We start from the raw sequence: 21,588 nt of genomic DNA, 5'->3' as shown, positions 1-21,588 counted from the left end.
CATGATCAGCGAATGGGTTGTATCAATATTATTGTTATTTGGTGGTACGTTTATTTTAATTGGCTCAATAGGCTTAGTTAAACTACCTGACTTTTTTATGCGTTTGCATGGGCCAACTAAAGCAACAACGTTGGGCATGGCAAGTATGCTAATTGCAGCTATGGTTTATTTTGCAAATTCAGGGCATGGCCTAAGTGTTAAAGAAATACTCATTACTATATTTTTACTAATTACGGCACCGATTAGTGGTTACATGCTAATAAAGTCAGCTATTCATCATAAGCTAAAAGCCAAAGAAGGCACTAAAGGCTTAGATAATGTAGAAGATGATTAACATAAAAATATATTTATAAAAGGCCGAATAAATTCATTTTATTCGGCCTTTTTAGTGACTGCTTGTACCCTTTACAAGACTAATTAATAATGTAACTATAAAAAGATTATTTATATGAAAGGATATTATTATGGGTAAGGTACTACTTTTATCATTACTGATTTTTTCTAGTAGTTTGTATGCTGAACAAAATACTAAGCAGCAAAAAATAGATGAACTTATTAGTGTAATGAATTTAGATTCAATGGTTGACTCTATGTACGGCCAGGTTGAAGGTATGATGAAAGGCATGTCAGATCAAATGGGCGTTAAGCCTTCTGAACAGGCAATTTTTGATAAATACTACAGCGACATGACGACGGTATTAAAAACCGAAATGAGCTGGGCCAAAATGCAGCCGATGATGATTAGCGTGTACGACAAACATTTTAGTGAGCAAGAAATTGCCGATATGTTAGCGTTTTATAAAACAGATACAGGGCAAAAAATACTTGAAAAAATGCCTGTTGTGATGCAAGAGTCTATGCAAATGTCACAAAGCTTAATGAAAGATGCTATGCCTAAAATACAAACTTTAGCGCAGCAACTAAGCGACGAATTAGAGCAAAGCCGTAGCGAATCAAACTAGGGCAGCGCATGTTTGGTATTTATGCTGCGTTATCGCCTATTTATGGGGAATAACCACACTACATAGGCTCTGCCTTGCCTATAGACCAAACAGTCTGCTGTAAATTAAACCACCAATGATCAACACGCCCTTAGATTAATACGCGCCTTACTTAGGCGCTTCTCTCCTGAATTACACCCCCTCCAGATAATACACGCCCGATATCAGCTTAAGTTAATTATGTTTGTGTCACTATACCAATGAGCAACAATACTTAATCAATTTGAGGGATTAAATTCGGCGCTAACTGCGTTAAACATTTTTGATATACAACTGCATGGATGCAGAGGCAATTAGTGATAACAACTAAATAACGAAACCTTTGCCTTGTTATCAACACGATTTTCTTGTCTTAAATAGGTTACTTAGTTAAGCGAATTGGTATTATTTTATTAGTTTTAAAATAGTCATTGACCTATGTGTTGCACCTAGGTTTATTATGAAGCTACTGAAACACGACGGAGCTAAATTATGTATGTTAAACAACTCGCCAAGTTAATGGGCGTGACTGCCGATACTGTTCGTCATTACACACGTGTTGGGTTACTTAACCCAATACGCTGTGAAGAAAATGGCTATCAAGAGTATACAAAGCAAGACCAGCATCGTTTAAAGTTTATTATTAGCTCTCGTCAACTAGGTTTTTCACTTAAAGATATTCAACACATTATAGGCGAGTCAGAGCAGGGGAATTGTCCTTGTCCGTTAACGCGTAAACTCATTACTAAACGCCTAGAAGAAACCGAAGCACTATTTCAAGAAACATTAAAATTACGAAACAGAATGCATGCAGCTCTGGAGCAATGGGATACATCAGCCGATGGTGCAAATGCCAGTGACGTGTGTAGTTTAATAGAATCTTTTGTTGATCCAATAAACGATTCTGCAAATAAGGAGCAGCGTAATGACGACTAATACAAAAGACACCGCGCAAAACTTTATTATTGAGGGTGCTAATTGCGGCAGTTGTGTGGCTAAAATTGAAAAAGCCCTTAATAGCGTGCAAGGTGCGCAAAATGTAGAAATGAACTTTGCTGAGCGTACAGTACGTGTAGAAGGTAAAGCTTGCGAAAGCACGCTTATTAAAGCAGTCGAAAACATTGGTTATTCAGCTAAGCCAATGAGTAACGAGTCTGATCAAGATGCACTTGATGAAAAAGCAAAGTCGGACGAGGCACATTACAAAAAGCTAATGCGTAATATGATATTAGCGTTAGGGGTCGGTGCACCGTTAATGATATACGGGCTTATTTTTGACATGAGTGTGACCACCGACACACAACGAATAGCATGGTTTTTAGTGGGTATAGTCACGCTTGTGGTTATGGCTATATCAGGTAAACAATTTTACAACGGTGCATGGCAGGCATTCAAAAACCATGCTGCCAATATGGATACATTAATAGCGCTTGGTACAGGTACTGCGTGGTTGTATTCAATGTTTGTGGTAATAGCACCAAACTTATTACCACAAGTCGCAAGACACGTATATTTTGAAGCATCATCGATGATCATCGGTTTAATTAGTTTAGGGCTCGCTTTTGAAGTAAAAGCACGTGGGCGCACCTCACAAGCAATTAAACGCTTAATTGGCCTGCAACCAAAAACTGCACGCGTAATTCGCGATGGGCAAGAGCAAGACATCGACATTAGTGATGTGGTAAAAAATGATGAAGTACGCGTACGCCCGGGTGAAAAAATCCCTGTGGATGGCGATGTTATTGAAGGCAGCAGTACGGTTGATGAGTCAATGCTTACTGGTGAGCCAATGGCTGTAAGCAAAAAAACGGGCGACAAAGTCGTTGCCGGAAGTATTAATAAAAGTGGCACTTTATTATTTAAAGCCACGCACATTGGTAGCGAAACCACACTGGCTAATATTATCAATATGGTAAAACGTGCACAAAACTCTAAGCCATCAATAGGGCGCTTAGCTGATGTTATATCAGGAATATTTGTACCAACAGTCATGATTATTGCAGTACTTGCTGGCCTTGCATGGTTAAACTTTGGACCTGAGCCATCCATTGCTTATGCCGTTGTTGCAATAACCACTGTACTTATTATTGCGTGTCCTTGTGCGCTAGGACTCGCAACCCCTATGTCGGTTATGGTGGGTATTGGTAAAGCTGCAGAGTCAGGAATATTAATTCGAAATGGTGAGTCGCTGCAAACAACATCTAAAATCACCACCATGATTTTAGATAAAACAGGCACTATTACTCAAGGTACACCGCAAGTTACCGATGTAGTTACGTTTAATAACAGTGATGAAAATACAGTAATGCAACGTGTTGCAAGCCTTGAAAGTAGCTCAGAGCATCCACTGGCAGAAGCAATTACGGCACACGCTAAAAAGCAGGGCTTAGCTTTAAGTAAAGTAGCCGACTTTAACGCAATTACAGGTAAAGGTGTAACTGGCAGTGTTGACGGGCAAACATTGTTGTTTGGTAATAAAGCGCTAATGGATAAATACGATGTAGCCGTTGATGATGCAACCGAGCAAGCTCAAACACTTGCCGGTGATGCTAAAACGCCCATGTATTTTGCAAGTAATAATAAGCTCCACGCTATTATTGCAGTAGCAGATCCTATTAAAGAGGATTCAGTTGAAGCTATTAAACGCCTGCAAGATAAAGGTATCCACCTAGTTATGCTAACAGGTGACAACAAAGCCACTGCACAAGCCGTTGCTAAGCAAGTTGGTATTGATGACTTTATTGCAGAAGTAATGCCCGATGACAAAGTAAACGAAGTAACAAAGCGCCAAGCAAACGGTGAAATAGTGGGTATGACAGGTGACGGTATTAACGATGCCCCCGCACTTGCGCAAGCAGATGTAGGGTTTGCAATTGGCACTGGTACCGATGTTGCAATAGAAAGTGCAGACATTACCTTAATGCGTGGTTCGTTACATGGCCTTGCTGATGCAATTGCAGTGAGTAATGCAACTATTTCAAATATTAAACAGAACCTATTTGGTGCCTTTATTTATAACGTGGCGGGTATTCCGATTGCAGCCGGCGTGTTGTATCCATTTTTTGGAATACTACTTAACCCTGTTGTTGCCGGTGCAGCTATGGCACTTTCATCGCTTACAGTGGTAAGTAACGCTAATCGCTTACGTTTTTTCAAACCAAATAAATCGTAATTTAAGCTAAGGAGTACATTATGTTGATGATTAATATAGGTGGTGCACTGTTAATAGCCGCAATTATTTATTGGTTTTGGCTATACAAACCAGAGCAAACACAAAGTGATGACAACAAAGTAACGATAGTCGTTGATAACGGTGTTTATAAGCCAGGACACATTAAAGTGGCAGCCAACAAAGAGGTTGTACTTACCTTTGATAGAAAAGATGGCGCGCCGTGCGCCGAAACAGTGGTATTTCCACAGCTTGATATAAGTAAAACGCTGGCAATGGGTGATGGCAATACAGTTAAACTACCTGCGCTTGAAGCCGGTGAGTATGACTTTCATTGCCAAATGAAAATGTACAAAGGCAAGCTAGTTGCTCAGTAACCTGAACTAAGTAGGTGTTGGGGTCGTATAGTTGCCTTATATAAGTTATGAGTAGGAGTGGTTACATTAAATGAATAAATTAAACCCTAAAAAATTATTGAATAGTAAATGGACCGCAACACCTTCTATAAATAAAGAAAAACACTTCATTATTGTTGAGGTGGAATTTGATGAAGATGGCAACGTAATTGAATGTATTACCGAGGCTGTTATGTCAAAAAATCAATATCCAATTAGTTGGCGAGATTTAAAAGATAACCAAAAGTGGCTGCAAGGGTGGAAGTAGTTTAAATCTACATAGTTTACCTCACTCCAATAGCGGCACATTTGCAGATAGCTGGCACACGATGTAGGTTTGCTTAACTCAAGCGAACCTATATTTTACGGCGCATTAAGTTATGAACTCAATGCTATAACTTAGCTCATATATCACATTCTTTCTGAGTAATTCGCTATTTGGCAACAAAACAGTTAATTTCAAAATATCCTTTCAAAATTTTTATAATAAATCTCAAAAATAATGTAACTGACTAATTATAAATGAATTAATTATTTAATAGTCACGAACAAATCCTATGTTACTTCCATGTTCATATTCAGTTTATTTTGAAGACTAACCCAAACACCCCCCTTTTTGGCTTTTTAGCAAAAGTGTGTCTTTTTAACTAAACCTAACTAATTGATTTATATCGGTTTATTATTTTTAGGTAAATGGCTGTTGCTAAATAGCAACAATAACACCTCCTCAAATTAAGCTTCTCTCGCTTTATATTGTTTAACTCATTGTTTTTAAATAATAAATAAAAAGTGGCACCAAAGTTGTAATACCTAGAGTGTATTAAGCAAAACGTGATGAAAGCCAAAGGCCTTAATCGCAACAACCCAATGAAGGAATACTATTATGAAAACATTTCAATCAACACTAGTACTAATGGCGCTAGCTTCTTCATCAGCGGCTTTTGCAGCAACAGATTTTGATACGCTAGACGTAGATGGTAATGGCGCAATCAGCCAAGCCGAAGCATCAGTGGATGCTGAGCTTTTAAGCAAATTTGAAGAACTCGATACAAACCAAGATGGTGAGTTATCTGAAGATGAGTTTTCTAAGGCCTAAAATTAAAGCCTTAAGCAGTTAATGTTCTGTAATGTTATCTAAATTCTGAGTTGCCAAAGACAACCTAAGTAGGCAAGGGAGCCTACTAAAAAGAATAACCAGGAAGTGACTAGAGAGCACTATAGAGCAAATTTATTTAGGACACCGCATACTTTTGAAGGATTAAATTATGAAAAAGCTACAATCAACATTTGTACTTATGGCTATTGTTTCTTCGTCAGTAGTATTTGCAAACACAGACTTTGAAACACTCGATGCAGACGACAACGCTTCAATTAGTCAAGCTGAAGAATCGGTGCAAGTGATAGAGCAATTTGACGAGCTAAATGTTCAAAGTAGCGGTGGTCCGACAGTAAATGATTTTTTTGAATATTAATTTATAAACACTTTACTCCTAAAGGATCTTTGAAAAGGACTTCTTACCTCTAATCAGGTCACCCCTAATCAGGCTCAAAGCCTAAGGAAACGATTATGAAAACATTACACAAAACTTTAGCTCTTGTAGCCCTTGCTTCTTCTTCAGCGGCGTTTGCTGCGGTAGATTTTGATTCTTTTGATACTGATGGCGACGGCGTAATTAGTAAAACAGAAGCCCAAGTAAACTCGCAACTAGTACAGCTTTTTGATCAATTAGATGCAGATGGAAATGGCGAATTATCTAAAGAAGAGTTTTCGAAGGTTCAGTAACAGGCTCTATATTTAAGTTAGTCGTAAAGCCTTACCAGTCATACTCACAAAGCAGCTAAGTAATTAATACTTAGCTGCTTTTTTGTGCATTTAACTTAATATATTACTGTTTAGTCACCAAAATAGTGCAAAACTCGAGTTTTAATTTAATTAAGTTACTGATTATTAAGTTGTTTTATTATTGGTTTTAAACTTGCAAATCTATTTATAACTTAGGTTAATGAGTATTTAAAATGGCGCGAATGAGTTATATCAGTAGTGTTGAGCGCTACCATGAATATGAGCATGTGATACACAGTTTACTTGAATCTATTTTGATGAGTATTGAGGATGGGTTAACTAAGGAGCGTGATACCCGCTACCTGATTAAGCAGTACCCATTTTTAGAATTACAATATTGTTTAAATGCAGAAGGTTTGCAGCAGGGTAATAATGTCTGCTTTAAACGGGCATATAGCAAAAAACTAGGTGAAAGTGGTAATCAACAAGATTTAAGCGAGCGCCCCTATTTTTTGAACGCTAAAACAAGTGATAGGGTGTGCTTTACTGATCCCTACATTTCTATAGCGACTAACCATTTATGTATATCGGCGATTAAAGAACTAAAAAAACCAATTAATAATCAACATTACTTGGTCGTTGATGTGAGCTTAACGCAGCTTATTGAGTTTGTAATGGGTGATACTGCGCGCGCTAATATGTCGCCTTACTTTAAAGCGGGTTACGGTATTATTGTTGCGTGCTTATTTTGCTTAGTATTATTTTTACTGAATATCGTTTTTAATGATATATACGCGCTATTAACCCATGTAGATACCTCATCAGACCCACTTGAACCCTTTAGTATCATTATTTACATCACCCTAGCATTAGCAGTATTCGATTTAGGTAAAACAATACTCGAAGAAGAAATCCTTATGCATAAGGATATTTTTAGGCACTCATCTACGCGGCGCACTATTACACGGTTTATATCTACCGTGTTAATTGCTATATCAATTGAGGCGTTGTTAACTATGTTTAAAGCGGCGTTGGGGCAATCGGAGTATTTAATGCCTGCAATAGCGATGATGCTTGCAGTAGTGGGGCTTTTAATTGCACTAGCTATTTATGTTTATTTAGGAGCAAAGGCCGAAACGCTATTAATGCGGGCTCGTTTAAAACAAAAATCCTCCAAGTAGGAGGATTTTTATATTACATAACTATTAATAGTTATTTATTGTTTATCTTGCGCGCGTTTGGCTTTAAAGTCAGACTCGCTCGTCCACTTTGGCCAATCGCCATTGTTTGCAAGTTGAGTGGCTATATCAACAATAAGATCTATATCTTGCTTAACACCACCTAACGACCAATCAGCAGAGTAGTCGTCTGCTTCTTTATGGTACTTATGCGCAATGTACTCAGGATCGGTATCGCCCAGGCTCATAAATAATAAACTAGGCACGCCTTGCTTAGAAAGTGAGAAATGATCAGATCTAAAAAATAAGCCATTTTGCGGACGAGGATCCATTTTAACAACACGGCCTTGTGATTTTGCAGCCTTTGCTAAATAGTTTTCCATTGTCGATAAATCTTTACCGTATTGTAAAATGTAGTCAGTGCCATCAAGCACGTTCATGCCATCAATATTTAATAGACCGACCATTTTTTTTGTAGGTACAACCGCACCCGATGCAAATTCTTCAGAACCAATTAACCCCGTTTCTTCTGCTGTAAAGTTAGCAAAAATAATTGAGCGTTTAAATGGTTTTTGCTTGTTCATTTTGCTCATGATGCGTGCTATTTCAAGCGTGGCTGCAGTGCCTGAAGCGTTATCTACTGCGCCGTTATAAATCTTAGGGCCAGTATCCGTTTGTTTAGTACCAAAGTGGTCCCAGTGAGCGCTAATAACAACGTATTCGTCAGGTGATTCGCTACCTGTAATTTGTGCAACTACGTTATGCGATTTTGCATGAGATACTTCGTTTTTAAAGGCAAGGTTTGCTTTTAAGTTAAGTGGCGTCGCTTTAAAGTCATTATTTAATGCTGCTTGTTTTAAATCTTGATAGTTAAGCTTTGCGGCGTTAAACATTTTCTCAGTCGCATCAAGTGTTAGCCAGCCCATAACTGGTAATTTAGACGCGTTTAAATTGTTATCCATTAACGTGTATTTAGTGCCGGTGTTTGAACTTTCAACTACGCCCCAAGGGTATGCCGCAGGTGCTGTTTCATGAACAATAAATACAGCCTTTGCACCTTGGCGAGCGGCTTCTTCATATTTATAAGTCCAGCGACCGTAGTAGGTCATTGCATTGCCAGTAAAAAGGGCATCGTTTTGAGTAGCAAAGCCTGGATCGTTAACTAGCACAACCACTGTTTTACCAGTTACATCAATATTTTTATAGTCATTCCAGCTATATTCTGGCGCATTAATACCGTAGCCCGCAAATACAACGTCAGAGCTTCTTACATCAATTAATGGCTGAAGTTGCTCGGTACGTGCGGTAAAGTCTTTGCCTGATTCAAAGCTCAAATCACCTACCTTTAACTGCATGTCCTGATTAGCTGTCACCATTGCCATTTTTACAGGCTGTAAGTATTTACCTTTATAAGCACCGGTTAAACCCAGCGCTTTATATTGCTCGCTTAAGTAGCCTACTGTTTTCACTTCGCCATGAGTAAGTGGGCCTCGGCCTTGAAAGTCATCAGAGGCTAGCGTTTTAATATGCTGTTTAATATTGCTAAGGCTTACACCGGCTGTATTTTCTAATGGGGTTTGTTGGCTTGCAGGCTCTGAGCAGCCAAAGAGTGCAACTAGCAGGCTTAGGCTAGCGCTTTTTAAAAGAGTAGATGCCATAGTCTTCATATTGTTATTTAATTAGGCTTTCAATATAAAGGAAGCACCGCAGCGATGTCGAATTTTTATAGAGAACTTTTCATTCAATTGCAGATTGATTTTATAAGGTGTATAAATAACGAACAACCTAAGGGAGCACATAATGAGCCAATGTAAAAAAAGTGGGTATTTATTTATAGCTAGTGGCATTGCATTTTTTGCTGCTGCAATATTAGCTGAGCAGGAGACATTTTTTGCGCTGTCTGCTTCTTTTATAATATTGGGCACTATAAGTATAAAAAAAGCGGCTTAATAACCGCTTAGTTTTTTTAGCTAAATATAAAGCTTAAATACAATACTTGGCACTAAAAGCAAAAAACCAGCATTAGCTGGTTTTTTAGTATAAGTTGCAGTTAGCTTTATGCGTCTGCAAGCTTTACGCGGATCTTACTTTTATCAACAGTAGATTGGTTAAGTGCTTTAATGGCGCTTTTACTTTCTATGTCGTTTGGCATTTCTAAAAAGGCAAAGCCTTTAGATTGGCCAGTTTCTTTATCAAGTACCAAGTTGCAGGTAGTCACTTTACCGTGCTCTGCAAATAAAGTACGAAGCTCATGCTCAGTGGTAGCACGAGACAAGTTACGAACTAATAGTTTCATAATGAACCTAAATAATTATGTCAGTACTAATTATCTCAAGTAACTCAGCTTTAACCTAATTTTATTTTAAAACATATATAAATAAACGTTCTATAGGAATAATTGTTTGTATCACACTGAAAAAACATAGCTTTTATAATTTTAAATGGATTGCCATTAAATTGGTCATGTTAATTGGTAATTGAGTTGTGGTTATTTGCATAGTTAATTGGTAAGTTTATGTTTTATTAACTTACTATTAACTATAAAGCTAACAATGCCTAAATATAATCTTAAACTGCGTAATGTAATTACACCCGCACTTCTATCTTGTTTAGTTGTTGGTTGTGGCAGCTCTGGCTCTGATTCTACGGTGCAAAATAATGAAGCGATTACTTTAAAAACTCCAGCAATAATTGGTGGTAATAGCCGAGGCGAAGTTATTAGTGATAGTAATGATGCAATAACAGGCTCATTAACCATTACTGATCAACAATCCGGTGAGGCTGCTTTTATAGCACAAGAAAATAGCGCTACAAGCTATGGTTTTTTTAGCTTAAATGCTGGTGGAAATTGGTCATATACACTTGATGATTTAAACGCTTCAATAACATCTTTAAGTGAAGACGAAACACTGCAAGACACAATAACAGTAAACTCTTTAGATGGTACTGGCGCACAAATTATCATAACAATTGTTGGTGCACCAATAACTCAAGCTGATGGCTTTGAGAGCATCTCGCACGTGTTATTGCAATCAGATGGCGTAGATTCGGGACTTGACGCATACACACTTATTGAAAATGCATTCGGCGAAGGGTCAATTGAATCTCCAGATTTATACGCTGGCAATCATGAAAGTGTTGTCCATATTATCGAAGATACCGATACGATAATTGGTAGCCATTTTGTATTTTTAGCCCACCGAGATGATGACCAAGATAAAGACAAAGGTGCAAGTGACAGGCAACGCAACGAAATAAAAACCTACGATAAATCACCGCAAGAAACACTGGCGTTTGAGGGGGAGACATTTCAATACAGCTGGAAATTTAAAGTAAGTAGCGAGCTTGAGCTTACGAGTAAGTTTAGCCATTTTTTTCAAATAAAAGCCCGTAACGAAAGTAACGACAACACCAATGGTAATGACGATCAGCCTATTATCACTCTCTCAGGAGCGCAAAAAAACAGTACAGGCAATCAACTGCAAGTGCGGTATAGCGCAGGCTTTGACGAAAACGGTAACAGCACGGGTCTTGATAAAAACTTAATTGAAACCGACTGGTCTTTAATTACAGATGAATGGGTCGAGGTATTTGTACAAGCTACATTTAGTGAAAGTGGTAAGCTTGATATGACATTAACGCGCTTAAGCGACAACGCAGAGATATTTAATATAAGCGAGCAAAACATAGATATGTGGCGCGGCTTTAATGATGATGATTTTGCTCGTCCTAAGTGGGGAATATACCGCTCAATTGTTGAAACCGACAGCCTTCGAGTTGATGAAGAACGTGTTAGGTTTGCTGATTTTTCTATCACAAGAGGTAAGTTAGCGCAGTAAGCTATTTTATCAATTAGCATGAAAAAGCCGTTAATAATTATGCATTATTAACGGCTTTTTTTATTCTTTGATAAAAGTGGTTATTTTACTTCTTTGCCCGCTGCCTGTTGATCAGCATGGTAGCTTGAGCGTACAAATGGACCTGAAGCCGCGTGAGTAAAGCCAATTTCGTCTGCATACGCTTTTAAGCCGTCAAACTCTACTGGTGGCACGTAGCGTTTAACCGGTAAGTGATGCTTAGAAGGTTGTAGATATTGGCCTACAGTTAGCATGTCAACGTTGTGTGCACGTAAATCGCGAAGCACTTCTTCAATTTCGCTAATTTCTTCACCTAAACCTACCATTAAGCCTGATTTAGTTTTAACTTCTGGGTGGGCTTCTTTAAAGCGACGAAGTAATTCTAATGACCATTTGTAGTCAGCACCTGGGCGAGCTAGTTTGTATAAACGTGGCGCAGTTTCAAGATTGTGGTTAAACACATCTGGTGGCGTCTCGATTAATATCTCTAATGCGCGGTCCATACGACCACGAAAATCAGGTACTAAAATTTCGATAGTGATAGTTGGATTATGTTTACGAATCTCGCGAATACAATCGGCAAAATGCTGTGCACCACCATCACGTAAATCATCACGATCAACTGAAGTGATTACAACGTAGCTTAGCTTCATATCTTTAATAGTAAGTGCTAGCTTTTCAGGTTCAGTGGCATCAGGTTTTAATGGGCGACCATGGGCAACATCACAAAATGGGCAACGACGAGTACAAATAGCACCTAAAATCATAAAGGTAGCTGTACCGTGGTTAAAACATTCAGATAGGTTAGGGCACGAAGCCTCTTCACATACCGAGTGTAAGCCATGCTTACGTAGCGCTTTTTTAATGCCGTCAATGCGATCGGTTGATTTAGGTAAGCGAATTTTTAACCATTCTGGCTTACGCAACATTTCAGTTTTTTCTGTAGGTAAAACTTTTACTGGGATCAACGCCATTTTTTCTGCGTCGCGTAGTTTTACACCTGGTTCCATTTTGACTGGTTTATTCATTAGTTTTCAAACCCTTCAGTATGCTTAACCTGTGTTGCATTAAGCTTCTTGATCATGTGTTTCACCAATCCTTCACCTGCACTTTCTAGGTTTTGAGGACCATCTAATTCTTTAGTTTGCACCATATTCATGCCCGCATAACCACATGGGTTAATGCGTAAAAATGGACTTAGGTCCATGTTAACATTTAATGCTAAGCCATGAAACGAGCAACCACGACGAACCCTTAACCCAAGGGATGCAATTTTGCTGTCGTTAACGTAAACACCGGGTGCATCAGCTTTAGCATAAGCTTCAATACCATACTCGGCGAGTGATTCAATAATGCACTCTTCAAGCCATGTAACCAGTTCACGTACACCAATCTTTAAACGACGTAGATTAAATAATACATACATCATTTGCTGGCCAGGGCCGTGATAAGTTACTTGTCCGCCACGGTCAACTTTAATCACCTCAATGTCGCCAGGAGCCAGTAAGTGTTCGTCCTTACCAGCCTGACCTTGGGTGAATACACTCTCGTGCTCTACAAGCCAAATTTCATCTGGCGTATTTTCATCACGGGTGTCGGTAAAGTCCTGCATTTTTTGCCAAATTGGCATATAACGCTGACGACCCAGTTGGCGTACGATCAAAGTGTTTTCGTTCACAACAAATCTCAACTATGGCTTAAAGCATGTGGCGTACGTCATCAATATTGCTGATCACGTTGTAAATTTCTTCAATGTGTTTGCCACTAGTAACCGTTGCTACAAGGCTTACTGACTCGTAATTACCTTTGCTGCTTGGTTTTACTTTAGGGGCGTAATCGCCAGGTGCTATTGGTTGTAACTTAGCTAAAATTTGATCAGTTAAGTTTACATTAGCTAAACCCATTATTCTGAATGTAAATGGGCAAGGGTACTCTAGGTACTCATCAAATTTAGTATCTTTAACAGGTTGAACCACGACGGTGACTCCTCATACAAAAGTGTGGACTCTATGCAAGCTTGAAGCTTAATACAGATAGGCAATTAGCAGTCTTGCTTATATGGGGCGCATTCTAACATTTTTCAAGCAAAAAAAAACGCCTCACAGTGGAGACGTTTAAATTAGTTACCCTAGTTAATAGGGGAGCTATAAATTACTGCATGATCTGTAAACGTAAGTAATCATAAATTTTGCTAAAGAAGCTGCCTTCTTCCACTTCTTCAAGTGTTACCAGTGGGTATTGAGCAATATCTTCGCCCTCTAGTTGTAAGAATAACGTACCTACTTTAGTACCTTTAGCAAGTGGTGCTTCAAGTGTGTTATCTAGCTCAAAGTTAGCTTTAAGGTTTTTATGCTGACCACGTGGGATAGTAATCGGTGTATCTTCTAAAATACCTAAAGATACATTTTCTTTGTTACCCATCCAAATACGTTGTTCTGCAAAGCTATCGCCTGCTTTGTACGGAGTAATTGTTTCATAAAAACGAAAACCATAGTTAAGTAGTTTTTTACTTTCTACTTTACGAGCTCGTTCGCTGGTAGTACCCATAACAACAGCAATTAAACGCATATCGTTTTTAGTTGCTGAGGTAACTAGGCTGTAGCCAGCTTCTGATGTATGACCAGTTTTAATACCGTCAACATCTAAGCTTTCGTCCCACAATAATGAGTTACGGTTATATTGCTTAATGCCGTTATAAGTAAACGATTTTTGCTTATAAAGTGCATATTCATCTGGCACATCACGAATAAGTGCAGCACCAAGTGTCGCCATATCGCGAGGCGTTGTGAAGTGCTCGTCAGTATCAAGGCCGTGGCTGTTGATAAAGTGGCTGTTGCTCATACCTAATTTAGCAGCATGGGCATTCATTAAATCAGCAAATGCGCTTTCGCTCCCAGCAATATGCTCAGCCATTGCAACACATGCATCATTACCTGATTGGATAATAATACCGTGGTTAAGCTGATCAACACTAATTTGCTTACCTACTTCAATAAACATCTTTGAAGATTCTGGGAAGTTTTTAGCCCATGCTTTTTCGCTTACCGTTACCATATCGGTAGTGGCAATATTACCTGCTTTAATTTCAGTACCAATTACATAACTGGTCATCATTTTAGTTAAACTTGCAGGTGCTAGCTGTGTATCGGCTTCACCTTCAGCAATAACTTTACCTGTTGTAAAGTCGACCAAAAAATAACCTTTTGCATTAACTTGAGGTGGTGCCGGAATAATTTGGGCGCTGGCTGAAAATACGGCGGCTGTATAAACTAGGCCGCATACACCTTTGAGGATTTTATGTTTAATAGATTTCATCATACTCATTAATGGTTAAAGTTAAAGATTCGCGTTACGCCATTTTATACCCAAACCACCCCAAGATGCGAGCATCCTGGGGTAGTTTGGGTATTAGTCTTACTGAGTGTAAAGCAAGAACGCGTTTTGAAATTGATTTTGTTTTAATTTTTTTAATACTTCGTCTGCATGAGGAGTATCTTTTATTGGCCCTAAATGCAGTCTGTAAATGTCGTCTTTTTGAACGATATTTGTTGGTAATTTGTATTGCTCTCGCAATGTGCTGGCAAGCGCTTCAATATTAGCAAGTGTACTACCTGCAGCTACCTGAATATAGGTTTGACGCGCAGTTGCGCCCGCAAGCGTAACGGCTTCTAGCTTAACCTTTGCTGTACCATGGGTGTAATAGCCAAGCTTGTAAGCGGCTGCGTACGAAAGGTCAATTATTCTATCGTCATGAAACGGGCCCCGATCGTTCACGCGAACGATTACCGATTTACCATTTGCTGTATTGGTTACTTTAACAAAGCTAGGTAGTGGCAGCGTTTTATGCGCTGCGGTCATGGCAAACATATCATACGTTTCACCATTTGAAGTGTGATAACCATGAAACTTACGACCATACCAAGAGGCAATGCCTTCTTCACTAAAGCCTGTTTCATCAAGCATGGGTGAATAACTTTTACCAAGCACTGTATATGGGCGACTAGCGCTGGCGCTTTTAGTTACTTCGGTAACTATAGCGTCTTGCATCTCAAGTGTAGTCGGGGCTCTAAGTGGTGCTGCATCATGGCGCATGCTATAACGGCTACTTGAGCCGCTACTACATGCACTTAAAAGCAAAATTAATAACGTGGTAAATATAAGCTGGTTAGTGTGTCGCATTATTTTAAAAGCATCCTTTTATCTGTTGCGATTGACATAATAATGCCAAATCCTGCCATTAACGTCACCATCGATGTACCACCATAACTAATCAGTGGTAAAGGTACGCCTACAACAGGTAATAAACCCGATACCATGCCTATGTTTACAAATACGTATACAAAAAAGGTGAGGGTGAGTGCGCCTGCGAGCAATTTACCAAATGCATCTTGTGCATTAACAGCAATGTATAAACCACGGCCAATAATAAATAAATAGAGACTAAGTAAAACACATACGCCAAATAAACCAAATTCTTCGCTTAAAACCGAAAATATAAAGTCGGTGTGGCGCTCTGGCAAAAATTCTAATTGCGATTGCGTACCAAGCAGCCAGCCTTTACCTTCTATACCGCCTGAGCCAATAGCAATTTTAGATTGAATAATATGATAACCCGAACCGAGCGGATCGCTCTCAGGGTCTAAAAAGGTGAGTACACGCTGCTTTTGATAATCGTGCATACCGTAGTGCCAAAATGGCCATGCGGCAAGAGCTACAATAGAGCTTAAAAAGCCGATTAAACGCCAACTTAATCCAGACAAAAACAAAACAAATATACCTGAACTTGCAATAAGTATAGCGGTACCTAAATCGGGTTGTTCTTTAATTAATAATGTAGGGAGCATTACGATCATAAAGCCAATAATTAAGTGCATTGGCCGAGGAGGTAAGTGGTTACGCCCTATATACCAAGCTACCATCATCGGGACTGCCAACTTCATTAATTCTGCAGGTTGAAACCGTGTCACCCCTAAATCGAGCCATCGCTGTGCGCCTTTTGAGCTTACGCCAAATAAAAGTACACCCACTAGCATTAATAAACCAACGCAATAAAGTGGGATCACTAAACGCTTTAATGTGGCAGGCGAAAACTGGGCCAAAACAACCATAGCAACAACCGCACCGCCCATACGAGTCATGTGCCTAATCATCATTGAAGAGTCTTGGCCGCTTGCGCTGTAAACAACCATTATGCTACCAGCCATCATTATGAGTAATGCAATAAGCAGTGGTAGGTCTAGATGCATACGCATCCAAATAGAGCGTTTATCGTGCAAAGCGGTCATGGTGTATCGTTCCTTGCAAGATTAACTGGATTGGCTGCAAAGTAGTAATCCATAAGTTGGCGAGCAATTTGAATACCACCGTGGTTGTTTTCTAATACAACAGAAACCACAATTTTAGGATCGTTGTAAGGTGCAAACCCTACGTAAATTGTGTTGTCACGCTGGCGCTCTTTAAGCGATTCTGCATCGTAGCGTTCACCTTGGGCAATACTAACTACCTGTGCAGTACCCGTTTTACCAGCCGAGTCGTAGTTAGTGCCTTTAAATGCTTTGTGCGCTGTGCCTGATATTTTTTGAACTGTATTATGCATTGCATCTAACGATACCTGCCAATGGCGTGGATCTTTTAAAATAACAGGGGGTTTTTCTTCGTTGTTAATTTGCGTTATGTCGCTATCTTTTTTTATTACTTGCACCAAATGAGGTGGATGATTAATACCACGATTAACTAATATGTTAGTCGCATTTGCAATTTGAATTGGTGTAGCAGTCCAGTAACCTTGACCAATACCTACCGAAATAGTATCACCACGCCACCAAGACTCTTTAAAGCGTCCTTCTTTCCATTCTTTTGAAGGTAGAATAGCAGTAGTTTCTTCATGAATATCAATACCTGACAAATCGCCGTAGCCAAAACGGGCCATAAAATCACTGATTTTAGTAATGCCTAATCGATAAGCCGCATCGTAAAAATAGGTATCGCACGACTCTTCAATCGCCTTGTATACATCCACATGACCATGGCCCCAACGTTTCCAATCTCGCCATTTGTGTTCAACATTTGGAATTTGGAAAAAACCAGGATCCCACATTGATGTTGATTCATTTACTATATTTTCTTCAAGCGCTAATACAGCCATTAAGGGCTTTACCGTAGAGGCAGGCGCATAACGACCTTGCGTAGTACGGTTTATTAACGGACGGTCTTGGTTAAGTAACGCTTTATAATTTTTGCTGCTAATGCCGTGTACAAATAAATTTGGGTCGTAACTTGGGTTTGAATAAAGTGCCAGCACGCCACCATCTTTTGCATCCATAACTACAACAGCGCCACGCATATCTTTAAGCCCATGCTGTGCAATTTGTTGCAAGCCAATGTCTAAGGTAAGCACTAAATCGCTACCAGGTTGTGGCTGGGTCATGCTTAGAGTGCGAATTACACGGCCACGGTTATTAACTTCTACCCGTTGTGAGCCCACTTTACCGTGCAATGTTTCTTCATAGTATTTTTCTAATCCGAGCTTGCCAATATCATATGTAGCACGGTAATTGGTTGCACGATCTTCTTGTTCTAATTGGTTTAGCTCTTTTCTATTAAGCTTGGCAACATATCCAAGCGCATGCGTTAGCGTGTCGCCAAATGGGTAGTAGCGAGCCAGACGTGCCTCAATACTAAAACCAGGGAATTTATGCTGATTAACCGAAAATTTCGCCACTTCTGTTTCGTCTAAGCGGGCTTTTAATATTTGTGATTTAAAACGACGGGTGTGTTTTATATCTTTTAAAAAGTCTTGTTTATCTTGCTCTGTAATCGCAATTATTTTACTTATTTGATCAAGCGATTCGTCAAGGTCATCTACCTCTTCGGGGATGACTTCAAGGTTGTAAACAGGTTTGTTTTCAGCAAGTAGCACACCGTTACGGTCGTAAATTAAACCACGGTTGGGTGCAATAGGAATAACTTTAATGCGGTTATCGTTGGAGCGGGTTTGGTAGTCTTGGTGATCTTCTACCTGAATAGTATAAAGATTAGAAAGTAATACAGCGACTAATCCTAATACAAAAACAAAACCCACGAATGCTCGCCTAGCAAATAAGTTTGCTTCTGCGGAGTGGTCACGAATAGTGGGTCTATGTTTTAGCATGGCAAGGGGTTACTCGCGATGATAAGGATGGTTGTTATTTAAGCTCCAGCCTCGGTAAAGGCTCTCTGCAACAATTATACGCACCAAAGGGTGCGGCAATGTTAAATTAGATAACGACCATTTTTGCTCAGAAGCTGCAATGCACTCTGGAGCAAGTCCTTCAGGTCCGCCAATAAGTAAACTTACATCGCGGCCATCGAGTTGCCATTTTTCCATATTTTTAGCAAGTTGGTGAGTATCCAGCGCTTTCCCTGTTACCTCTAACGTTACAATACGATTGCCTTTTGGAATAGCCGCTAATGTTTTTTCACCTTCAATGTGTAAAATACGTTTTATATCTGCATTTTTACCACGTTTTCCGGCTTGAATTTCAATTAACTCTAGGGCCATATCTTTAGGGAAACGTCGCTGATATTCTGCAAATCCCGTTTCTACCCATGCTGGCATTTTAGTACCAACAGCAATCATTTGTATTTTCACGTATTACTTCCAAGCATTGTCTAAAATGAGTGAGCGTTTAGCCCCACAGTTTTTCTAGATCGTAATAGCTACGTGCTTCGTTTTGCATCACGTGTACAACCACATCACCTAAATCAACCAGTGCCCATTCGCCGTCGCCTTCACCTTCATAACCTAATGGCTCTGAATCTGCATGACGCGCTTCTTTTGCTAAGTGATCGGCAATTGACTGTACGTGGCGTTTAGAAGTACCAGAACAAATTACCATGTAATCTGTGATATCTGATGTTCCAGTAACGTCAATATGAACGATGTCACGCGCTTTCATATCGTCAATTTTGTCCATAGCAAAGGCGAGTAGTTGTTTTGAATCCAAGGTTTTGTCTCAATTTAAAAATTTAATGGCGCGCATTTTAACACGCTAGGAGTTTTTAAGCATCAATTTGATAGAGCTGATGCACTTCTATGTAATGACTCACTGCATCGGGCAATAGTTCATTCTTTTTATTACTTTTTTTCAGTTGTTCGCGAATGGTGCTTGAGGCCGCATCGAGCATTTCGCCCGGTAAAAAATAAAGTTTACCTGCAAGTGAGTGTTTAAGTGCCGCTACTTCGCCGGCATTTGCGCGTTGCATATAGCTTTTGAGCTCACCTGTTACAGTGCAATGTTGAGCAGGGCGCTGGTACACCACAATATGGCAAAGCTGCGTTATTGCCTTCCACTCAAACCACTTATCTAGGTTGTTAAATGAGTCCATACCAATTAAAAATAAAATAGGTGTAGTGGGGTGCTCTTTACGAAGTTCTTGTAAGCTTAGCAACGAATACGATGGACCGGTTCGATTAAGTTCTCTTAAATCGAGTTCAAAATGAGGATAAGGTGCAATAGCTGCGTTGAGCATATTAATTCGGTGCTCTGCACTAATACCCGGAGCTGCTTTATGTGCAGGTAATGCACAGGGCATAAAATAAAGCGTATCTAAATTAAACGCATTTACGCATTGCTGCGCCATATTTAGATGGCCTAAATGGACTGGGTCGAAAGTGCCACCAAAAATTGCGATCATTTTACACCCATTAGCTATTTATTAATTAACCGCGTGGCACGGCATAGGAATATTGAGCGGCTGGCAAAATTTAATACAAATATGAGCAAGCGCTTGGTAAGGTGCAATTAAATTACCTTGCTTGTAACTGGCATCAAACAACGCAACATCACTGTTTATTTGTTCTAGTGTGTGCATGTTTAAACGGTTAATAGCATTTTGAACTGGACCTTGTTGGTTTTTCCAAATTGCTTTTTGTTTAAATAAATTAGCGATAGGTTCGCCATTTAATAAACCAAGTTGCACGCTTATAAGTGTATTAAGCTCTTTGGTTATAGCCCACAAAATACTCACCACTTCGGTGTTATCGCTGGCAAGTTTGTTTAATACTTTTATAGCTTGTTTGGCGTGACCATTTAATAGCGCATCGCTTAAATCAAAAATATCAAACTTGGCTTGGTTTAACAGACCTTGCATTACTAATTGCTGAGTAATTAATGCATTGCCGTGCAGTAGCGAGAGCTTCTCAAGTTCCTGAAAACAGGCTAACAAGTTGCCTTCGGTGGCATTTATTAAGCTTACTTTGGCGTCGCTTTGCATATTAAGTGATAAACGTTGGCATTGCTCATCAAGCCATCGTTTTACATGAGAGCCCGTAAGCGGGTAGCAAGGTACAAATACACCTTGCTTATCAAGGGCTTTAAACCATGCTCCACGTTGTACTTCTTGGCTGGCTTTAGCGCCTTTAACAATTAAAATAGTATCGGGATTAACCAGTTCAACTACTTTTTTAAAGGTGTTGCTGCCAATAACGCCTGGCTTTTGTTGGTTTAAATCAAGCTCAATAATAGTGCGGGCGCTAAACAGCGACATACTTTGGTACTGGGCTATAATTTCTTGCCAATCGAATCCTTGCATTAAAGTAAACTTAATTACTTCATCAAAACCTTGTTGCTTAGCACTGTCGCGAATTTGTTGTACGCACTGCGCTTCTTGAAAAGGCTCTTCTCCAAATACTAAATAAAAGGGCTTTAGCCCTTTATTTAATTCACTCGGTAGTTGATTAGCGTAGCAGCGCATTATAGTTGCGACAGCTCTCTAACGATACGACGACTGGCTTGCTCACGAATTTCGCTAATAAGTAGCTCAAGCTCTTTTGCTTTTGCTAATGCATGATCCGGATCATCTTGGTAATTACGGTAAAGCTCAAAACGTTTTTCTATCGCTTTTTCACCTGGGCGTTTAACTACATACGATACGCCATAAGCGAGCTCATATTCAGCAACTTGGCCGTTTTGGAACAGCGAAAGTGTTTGGCGTTCAATGCTTTCTTTGCGTAAATACAATTGGGCTTTATCTTTAGCTGACGATACTAACTCTACGTTACTCGCTTTAAGCTCTTTTTTAAGCTCAGTGAATAAAGTCGATTTTTCGTCATCGCCTACAAGTGTTAGCTGTTTTAAGTTATCAGGCAGGCTAGAGGCTTTTTTTAAATGAAAGCCACAGCTTGATAACAAAAAACAGACTAGCACTAAGGCTAGTCCATTTTTAATGGCGTTAAATGCAGCCAT

The 21,588-nt window shown here is 39.4% G+C and carries 26 protein-coding genes; 12 read left to right on the top strand and 14 right to left on the bottom strand.

Translation table 11 applies throughout. The features are described 5' to 3' along the window. Window position 1: 1 nt before the first annotated feature. The 10 genes from I6F47_RS17660 to I6F47_RS17615 all read left to right on the top strand — a co-directional run bounded on the left by I6F47_RS17660 (window position 2) and on the right by I6F47_RS17615 (window position 7,508). On the top strand, window positions 2-334 hold the full coding sequence (locus tag I6F47_RS17660) for a Na+/H+ antiporter subunit G (protein ID WP_007585525.1): 333 nt from the start codon (window positions 2-4) through the stop codon (window positions 332-334). A 130-nt stretch (window positions 335-464) separates the two neighbouring features. Continuing rightward, window positions 465-962, top strand: a complete 498-nt coding sequence (locus I6F47_RS17655; RefSeq protein ID WP_010554687.1) for a DUF2059 domain-containing protein — start codon at window positions 465-467, stop codon at window positions 960-962. 510 nt (window positions 963-1,472) lie between these two features. Then, a complete protein-coding gene (locus I6F47_RS17650) occupies window positions 1,473-1,916 on the top strand; it encodes a MerR family transcriptional regulator (protein ID WP_197184278.1) in 444 nt (147 codons plus the stop codon). Further along, entirely contained in the window at window positions 1,906-4,152 is a 2,247-nt protein-coding gene (locus I6F47_RS17645) for a heavy metal translocating P-type ATPase (RefSeq protein ID WP_197184277.1), read from the top strand. The genes I6F47_RS17650 and I6F47_RS17645 overlap by 11 nt, the downstream gene beginning before the upstream one ends. Window positions 4,153-4,172: 20 nt before the next feature. After that, window positions 4,173-4,526, top strand: a complete 354-nt coding sequence (locus tag I6F47_RS17640) for a cupredoxin domain-containing protein (protein ID WP_010554690.1) — start codon at window positions 4,173-4,175, stop codon at window positions 4,524-4,526. Between the two features lie 70 nt (window positions 4,527-4,596). Then, window positions 4,597-4,812: a TIGR02450 family Trp-rich protein gene (locus tag I6F47_RS17635; RefSeq protein ID WP_007585532.1), complete on the top strand. Its 216-nt coding sequence runs from the start codon at window positions 4,597-4,599 to the stop codon at window positions 4,810-4,812. Window positions 4,813-5,427: 615 nt separating this feature from the next. Continuing rightward, the gene (locus tag I6F47_RS17630; protein ID WP_007585535.1) at window positions 5,428-5,640 is read left to right on the top strand and encodes a calmodulin; all 213 of its coding nucleotides are present in this window, start codon (window positions 5,428-5,430) and stop codon (window positions 5,638-5,640) included. 169 nt (window positions 5,641-5,809) lie between these two features. Next, the gene (locus I6F47_RS17625; protein WP_197184276.1) at window positions 5,810-6,016 is read left to right on the top strand and encodes a calmodulin; all 207 of its coding nucleotides are present in this window, start codon (window positions 5,810-5,812) and stop codon (window positions 6,014-6,016) included. 95 nt (window positions 6,017-6,111) lie between these two features. Beyond that, window positions 6,112-6,327 carry an EF-hand domain-containing protein gene (locus I6F47_RS17620; RefSeq protein WP_002958509.1) on the top strand — a complete coding sequence of 72 codons (216 nt, stop codon included), beginning with the start codon at window positions 6,112-6,114 and terminating at the stop codon, window positions 6,325-6,327. Window positions 6,328-6,560: 233 nt separating this feature from the next. Then, entirely contained in the window at window positions 6,561-7,508 is a 948-nt protein-coding gene (locus tag I6F47_RS17615; protein WP_024591129.1) for a PDC sensor domain-containing protein, read from the top strand. Between the two features lie 35 nt (window positions 7,509-7,543). Here the strand turns inward: I6F47_RS17615 and I6F47_RS17610 are convergent, their stop codons facing one another. Continuing rightward, window positions 7,544-9,163, bottom strand: a complete 1,620-nt coding sequence (locus tag I6F47_RS17610; RefSeq protein ID WP_165721385.1) for a M28 family metallopeptidase — start codon at window positions 9,161-9,163, stop codon at window positions 7,544-7,546. Between the two features lie 142 nt (window positions 9,164-9,305). Here I6F47_RS17610 and I6F47_RS17605 point away from each other — a divergent pair, with 142 nt between their 5' ends. Further along, window positions 9,306-9,455, top strand: a complete 150-nt coding sequence (locus I6F47_RS17605; protein WP_197184275.1) for a hypothetical protein — start codon at window positions 9,306-9,308, stop codon at window positions 9,453-9,455. A 106-nt stretch (window positions 9,456-9,561) separates the two neighbouring features. Here I6F47_RS17605 and I6F47_RS17600 read toward each other — a convergent pair whose 3' ends face one another. Continuing rightward, window positions 9,562-9,801 (bottom strand): RNA recognition motif domain-containing protein, encoded by a 240-nt coding sequence (locus I6F47_RS17600; RefSeq protein WP_007585551.1) that lies wholly within the window; start codon window positions 9,799-9,801, stop codon window positions 9,562-9,564. 256 nt (window positions 9,802-10,057) lie between these two features. Here I6F47_RS17600 and I6F47_RS17595 point away from each other — a divergent pair, with 256 nt between their 5' ends. After that, window positions 10,058-11,344 (top strand): VCBS domain-containing protein, encoded by a 1,287-nt coding sequence (locus I6F47_RS17595; protein WP_197184274.1) that lies wholly within the window; start codon window positions 10,058-10,060, stop codon window positions 11,342-11,344. Between the two features lie 80 nt (window positions 11,345-11,424). Here I6F47_RS17595 and lipA read toward each other — a convergent pair whose 3' ends face one another. From lipA to I6F47_RS17535, 12 genes are all read right to left on the bottom strand, one after another. After that, a complete protein-coding gene (gene lipA, locus I6F47_RS17590) occupies window positions 11,425-12,390 on the bottom strand; it encodes a lipoyl synthase (protein ID WP_002958515.1) in 966 nt (321 codons plus the stop codon). Continuing rightward, window positions 12,390-13,040 carry a lipoyl(octanoyl) transferase LipB gene (gene lipB, locus I6F47_RS17585; protein WP_165721387.1) on the bottom strand — a complete coding sequence of 217 codons (651 nt, stop codon included), beginning with the start codon at window positions 13,038-13,040 and terminating at the stop codon, window positions 12,390-12,392. The genes lipA and lipB overlap by 1 nt, the downstream gene beginning before the upstream one ends. A 19-nt stretch (window positions 13,041-13,059) precedes the next feature. Next, window positions 13,060-13,338, bottom strand: coding sequence for a DUF493 family protein YbeD (ybeD, locus tag I6F47_RS17580; RefSeq protein ID WP_002958517.1), 279 nt, complete (start codon window positions 13,336-13,338; stop codon window positions 13,060-13,062). Between the two features lie 175 nt (window positions 13,339-13,513). After that, on the bottom strand, window positions 13,514-14,677 hold the full coding sequence (locus tag I6F47_RS17575; protein ID WP_197184273.1) for a serine hydrolase: 1,164 nt from the start codon (window positions 14,675-14,677) through the stop codon (window positions 13,514-13,516). Window positions 14,678-14,776: 99 nt separating this feature from the next. Beyond that, window positions 14,777-15,541 (bottom strand): septal ring lytic transglycosylase RlpA family protein, encoded by a 765-nt coding sequence (locus tag I6F47_RS17570; RefSeq protein WP_010554698.1) that lies wholly within the window; start codon window positions 15,539-15,541, stop codon window positions 14,777-14,779. Beyond that, window positions 15,541-16,647 (bottom strand): rod shape-determining protein RodA, encoded by a 1,107-nt coding sequence (rodA, locus tag I6F47_RS17565; protein WP_007585558.1) that lies wholly within the window; start codon window positions 16,645-16,647, stop codon window positions 15,541-15,543. Before rodA ends, I6F47_RS17570 begins: the two co-directional genes overlap by 1 nt. Continuing rightward, a complete protein-coding gene (gene mrdA, locus I6F47_RS17560; RefSeq protein ID WP_197184272.1) occupies window positions 16,644-18,512 on the bottom strand; it encodes a penicillin-binding protein 2 in 1,869 nt (622 codons plus the stop codon). Before mrdA ends, rodA begins: the two co-directional genes overlap by 4 nt. Before the next feature lie 9 nt (window positions 18,513-18,521). After that, the gene (rlmH, locus tag I6F47_RS17555) at window positions 18,522-18,992 is read right to left on the bottom strand and encodes a 23S rRNA (pseudouridine(1915)-N(3))-methyltransferase RlmH (protein WP_007585562.1); all 471 of its coding nucleotides are present in this window, start codon (window positions 18,990-18,992) and stop codon (window positions 18,522-18,524) included. 37 nt (window positions 18,993-19,029) lie between these two features. Next, window positions 19,030-19,347: a ribosome silencing factor gene (gene rsfS / locus I6F47_RS17550; protein ID WP_007585564.1), complete on the bottom strand. Its 318-nt coding sequence runs from the start codon at window positions 19,345-19,347 to the stop codon at window positions 19,030-19,032. 55 nt (window positions 19,348-19,402) lie between these two features. Beyond that, window positions 19,403-20,038: a nicotinate-nucleotide adenylyltransferase gene (gene nadD / locus I6F47_RS17545; RefSeq protein WP_197152352.1), complete on the bottom strand. Its 636-nt coding sequence runs from the start codon at window positions 20,036-20,038 to the stop codon at window positions 19,403-19,405. A gap of 21 nt (window positions 20,039-20,059) precedes the next feature. Then, window positions 20,060-21,097, bottom strand: coding sequence for a DNA polymerase III subunit delta (gene holA, locus I6F47_RS17540; protein ID WP_010554702.1), 1,038 nt, complete (start codon window positions 21,095-21,097; stop codon window positions 20,060-20,062). Next, a complete protein-coding gene (locus I6F47_RS17535; protein WP_010554703.1) occupies window positions 21,097-21,588 on the bottom strand; it encodes an LPS-assembly lipoprotein LptE in 492 nt (163 codons plus the stop codon). Before I6F47_RS17535 ends, holA begins: the two co-directional genes overlap by 1 nt.

This window comes from Pseudoalteromonas sp. NZS37 (assembly GCF_015864265.1).
Taxonomy (GTDB): domain Bacteria; phylum Pseudomonadota; class Gammaproteobacteria; order Enterobacterales; family Alteromonadaceae; genus Pseudoalteromonas; species Pseudoalteromonas arctica.
Note: the sequence above shows the minus strand (reverse complement) of the source record. Positions and strands in the feature narration are given on the sequence as shown.